Raw genomic sequence first — 4,492 nt, 5'->3', positions numbered from 1 at the left:
GATGGGAAACAGGTCAATATTCCTGTACCGATATGCAGTGCGATGTGGGGACGGAGAAGGTTAGCTCAGCCGGGTGTTGGATGTCCCGGTTCAAGCGTGTAGTCATACCCTTTAGGCAAATCCGGAGGGTTTAGATGAGGCGTGATAACGAGGAGGCTTGCCTCCGAAGTGAGTGATACCCTGCTTCCAGGAAAAGCCACTAAGCTTCAGCTGCATACGACCGTACCGCAAACCGACACTGGTGCGCGAGATGAGTATTCTAAGGCGCTTGAGAGAACTCTGGAGAAGGAACTCGGCAAATTGACACCGTAACTTCGGAAGAAGGTGTGCCTTTAGTAGGTGAACCATTTACTTGGGGAGCCCAATGAGGCCGCAGAGAATCGGTGGCTGCGACTGTTTATTAAAAACACAGCACTCTRCAAAGACGAAAGTCGACGTATAGGGTGTGACGCCTGCCCGGTGCTGGAAGATTAAATGATGGGGTGCAAGCTCTTGACTGAAGTCCCAGTAAACGGCGGCCGTAACTATAACGGTCCTAAGGTAGCGAAATTCCTTGTCGGGTAAGTTCCGACCTGCACGAATGGCGTAACGATGGCCACACTGTCTCCTCCAGAGACTCAGCGAAGTTGAAATGTTTGTGATGATRCAATCTCCCCGCGGAAAGACGGAAAGACCCCATGAACCTTTACTGTAGCTTTACATTGGACTTTGAACAGATCTGTGTAGGATAGGTGGGAGGCTTTGAAGCGGTGCCGCTAGGTGTCGTGGAGCCAACGTTGAAATACCACCCTGGTGTGTTTGAGGTTCTAACCTTGGCCCGTTATCCGGGTTGGGGACAGTGTATGGTGGGCAGTTTGACTGGGGCGGTCTCCTCCCAAAGCGTAACGGAGGAGTTCGAAGGTACGCTAGCCACGGTCGGAAATCGTGGTGATAGTGCATTGGCATAAGCGTGCTTGACTGCGAGACTGACAAGTCGAGCAGGTACGAAAGTAGGACAAAGTGATCCGGTGGTTCTGTATGGAAGGGCCATCGCTCAACGGATAAAAGGTACTCTGGGGATAACAGGCTGATACCGCCCAAGAGTTCATATCGACGGCGGTGTTTGGCACCTCGATGTCGGCTCATCTCATCCTGGGGCTGTAGCCGGTCCCAAGGGTATGGCTGTTCGCCATTTAAAGAGGTACGTGAGCTGGGTTTAAAACGTCGTGAGACAGTTTGGTCCCTATCTTCCGTGGGCGCTGCAAGATTGAGAGAGCCTGCTCCTAGTACGAGAGGACCGGAGTGGACGCACCTCTGGTGTATCGGTTGTCACGCCAGTGGCATCGCCGAGTAGCTATGTGCGGAAGAGATAACCGCTGAAAGCATCTAAGCGGGAAACTCGTCTCAAGATGAGTCTTGCCGGGGCCTTGAGCCCCCTGAAGAGTCGTTCGAGACCAGGACGTTGATAGGCTGGGTGTGGAAGCGCAGTAATGCGTTAAGCTAACCAGTACTAATTGCTCGTGAGGCTTGACCCTATAACTTTGATCACACGATCAAAGCTGTCTGAGGACAAGCGTTGTGCAGTTCTTCCAACGAATATCCTTGAACGCAATCAAGTTCTGATCAAATCAAATGCTGATATCGCTTGTGTGGCATGGCCACCAGGCGTCGACTCTACGAATTGGCTGCAAAGCACTTCCCCCAAGGAATGCTCGGCAGCAACAAGTTAAGCCTGATGACCATAGCGAGGTGGTCCCACTCCTTCCCATCCCGAACAGGACAGTGAAACGCCTCAGCGCCGATGATAGTGCGGGTTCCCGTGTGAAAGTAGGACATCGTCAGGCTATTAATAGCCAACCCCCGTTACCTCCCAAGGTGACGGGGGTTTTGCTTTTGCAGCAAGCGATTCCTGCTAAACGGATCAAATAGCTCAAACGGTCCATCACGCCAAACGAGCCATCACACCGTCCGCAATTCACGCCGCAATATCTTCCCGACATTCGATTTGGGAAGGTCATCGCGAAACTCGATGTGCCTCGGCCGCTTGTAGGCCGTGAAGTTCTCCCGGCAATACGCTGCCAGATCGTCTTCGGTCAGCGTCGAATCCCGTCTGACCACGAACAGCTTCACCGCTTCACCGGACTTCGCATCCGCCACACCCACTGCCGCGCATTCCAGTACGGCCGGATGCTGGCTCACCACCTGCTCGATCTCGGTCGGGTAGACGTTGAAGCCGGACACCAGGATCATGTCTTTCTTCCGATCGACGATCCGCACGTAGCCCCGCTCATCCATCACGCCGATGTCTCCTGAGCGGAAGAATCCATCGTCCGTCATCACCAGGCGCGTCTCGTCCGGGCGATTCCAGTACCCGGCCATCACCTGGGGCCCGCGGATGCAGATCTCACCCGACTGACCCTGCAGCACGGCGCCACCCGCATCATCCCGGATGGCGATTTCCGTCGAGGGCACAGGCAGCCCGATCGAGCCGGTGAACTCCGGTTCGTCGAAGCGATTGATCGTCGCCACCGGTGAGGTCTCCGACAACCCGTAGCCCTCGACGATCGGGCAGCCGGTGACACGCTGCCACTGCTCGGCCGTCGCGCGCTGGACCGCCATGCCGCCGCCATTGGAGATCACCAGGTCCGCGAAATCCAGGCGCCTGAAATCAGCATCGTTCGCCAAGGCATTGAACAGCGTGTTCACTGCTGGGAACATGTTGATGCGTTGCCGCTTCAACACCTTCACGAAGCCGGGAATATCACGCGGATTCGGAATCAGCACGTTCAACATACCGAGGCGTGCGCCGAGCATGTAGCACGCGGTCAGCGCAAAGATGTGATACAGCGGCAGTGCGCACACCGTGACGATCTGCCGATCGCCCACCTTGTCGAGCATTGGCTGGAACCAGGCCTGTGACTGCAGGATGTTCGCCACCACGTTGCGGTGCAACAGCACGGCCCCCTTCGAGACGCCCGTCGTTCCCCCGGTGTACTGAAGGAACGCCACATCGTCAGGCCCCAGCTCCACATGCCGCAGCGACATGCGCGTGCCCTCGGCCAATGCCAGGTTGAATCGCGTGACCGAACCCCCGGCCGGCGCGCGAAGATCGAACTCGGGCACCATCTTGCGGACATGGCGCACGACGAAGTTCACCAACTGGCCCTTCGCGAAGCCCAGCAGGTCGCCCATGGATGCCAGCACCACGTGCCGCAACGGCGTGCGGGCCATCACCTCCTGCAGCGTGTGCGCGAAGTTCTCGAGCACGATGATGGCCTCGGCGCCGGAGTCGCTCAACTGATGCTCCAGCTCGCGCGCGGTGTACAGCGGGTTCACGTTCACCACGGTGTAGCCCGCACGCAGCACGGCCGCAATCGCCACCGGGTACTGCAGCACGTTCGGCATCATCAGCGCCACGCGCGCGCCGCGCGCCATGCCCCGCGCCTGCAACCACGCACCCAACGACGACGACATCTCGTCGATCTCGCGGAACGTCAGGCGTCGCTCCATGCACACCGCTGCATCGCGCGAGGCATGCTGGCGGAACGATTCGTCGAGCAACTCGACCAGCGAGCGATACGCCGACGTGTCGATCTCGGCAGGAACGCCAGGAGGATAGTGATCGAGCCAGGGACGTTGCATCGATGCGGCACTCGCGGACAGGAAGAGCCTGCAATGGTGCGGGCCGGCCGCGCCGCACGGCTACGGTAGTTCTCCTAGCGCCGCCGCACGCGCCGGTGTCCCGTCGGCGACAGCCTCCGACGCGAAGAGCGCCTGCATCAGCGCCGTCTCGCGCGAGCGGACGGTCTTCAGGAACTCCGCAGCGCCTCGCATCGCGTGGAAGGTGTCGAACCCCGACTCCAGGAACGACTGAAGCGACGACAACCCCGCAGCACGCGCCGGCACCCGCATCATGCGCAGGCTCTGGCGCAGCAGCAGGCGCCTCGTCAATTGGTCGAGCGATTCGCCGATCTTCACGGTCAAGGCCACCTGCCGCTCGCGGTCTGCACGGCGTCCGCAGGCCTGCCACGCCGCCAGGTAGTCGGCGGCCGTCAATGCAGTCCCGGCCACGGCGTCGCCCATCGCGCTGTCCAGCGATTCCGACAAGGCATGCAGCGCTGCCAGCGACTCCACCGTCAACAGCACGTCGCTCGGGAAGAGCCGCGTCAATGCCGGCACCACCCGCGCGAACTGTGCGTCACGCTCGGCGAAGTCCTTCGGGCCGTACAGCTCGTCGAGAAAGAACCGCGCCACGTCACGGTAGCGCGGCGACGCCAGTAGGTCCGCGTACGTGTGCGCGAAGCGTCGTTGCTGGTAGGTCTTCACGGCAGTCACGCGAGCTTGCAACGAGGGATTCCCCACGCGCCGTTGGCGCTCGGACTCCACCGCCGACAGATGCTGAAGGATGTTCTCGCTCGACGCGGCCATGGCGAAGTTCGTTGCTCGTTGCGGGTTTACGAGAGGTCGGGCTAGTCCCTTGCCTCTACGGCGGCTGCGCCGAATGATGCAACAC

The 4,492-nt window shown here is 59.6% G+C and carries 2 protein-coding genes and 2 rRNA genes; 2 read left to right on the top strand and 2 right to left on the bottom strand.

The window, feature by feature from the left end; translation table 11 throughout:
- Together AC1D15_RS19220 and rrf are read left to right on the top strand one after the other, a co-directional pair.
- Window positions 1–1,514, top strand: a 23S ribosomal RNA gene (locus AC1D15_RS19220); the annotation flags it as partial.
- Between the two features lie 196 nt (window positions 1,515–1,710).
- Window positions 1,711–1,823: ribosomal RNA gene (rrf, locus tag AC1D15_RS19215) — 5S ribosomal RNA — on the top strand.
- Between the two features lie 115 nt (window positions 1,824–1,938).
- Here rrf and AC1D15_RS19210 read toward each other — a convergent pair.
- Together AC1D15_RS19210 and AC1D15_RS19205 are read right to left on the bottom strand one after the other, a co-directional pair.
- A complete protein-coding gene (locus tag AC1D15_RS19210) occupies window positions 1,939–3,621 on the bottom strand; it encodes a long-chain-fatty-acid--CoA ligase (RefSeq protein WP_477827236.1) in 1,683 nt (560 codons plus the stop codon).
- Window positions 3,622–3,681: 60 nt separating this feature from the next.
- On the bottom strand, window positions 3,682–4,492 hold an 811-nt coding region (locus tag AC1D15_RS19205; protein ID WP_477827235.1), incomplete at its 5' end, for a DUF8198 family protein.

It is taken from the genome of Rhizobacter sp. P2_H2, assembly GCF_056403375.1.
Note: the sequence above shows the minus strand (reverse complement) of the source record. Positions and strands in the feature narration are given on the sequence as shown.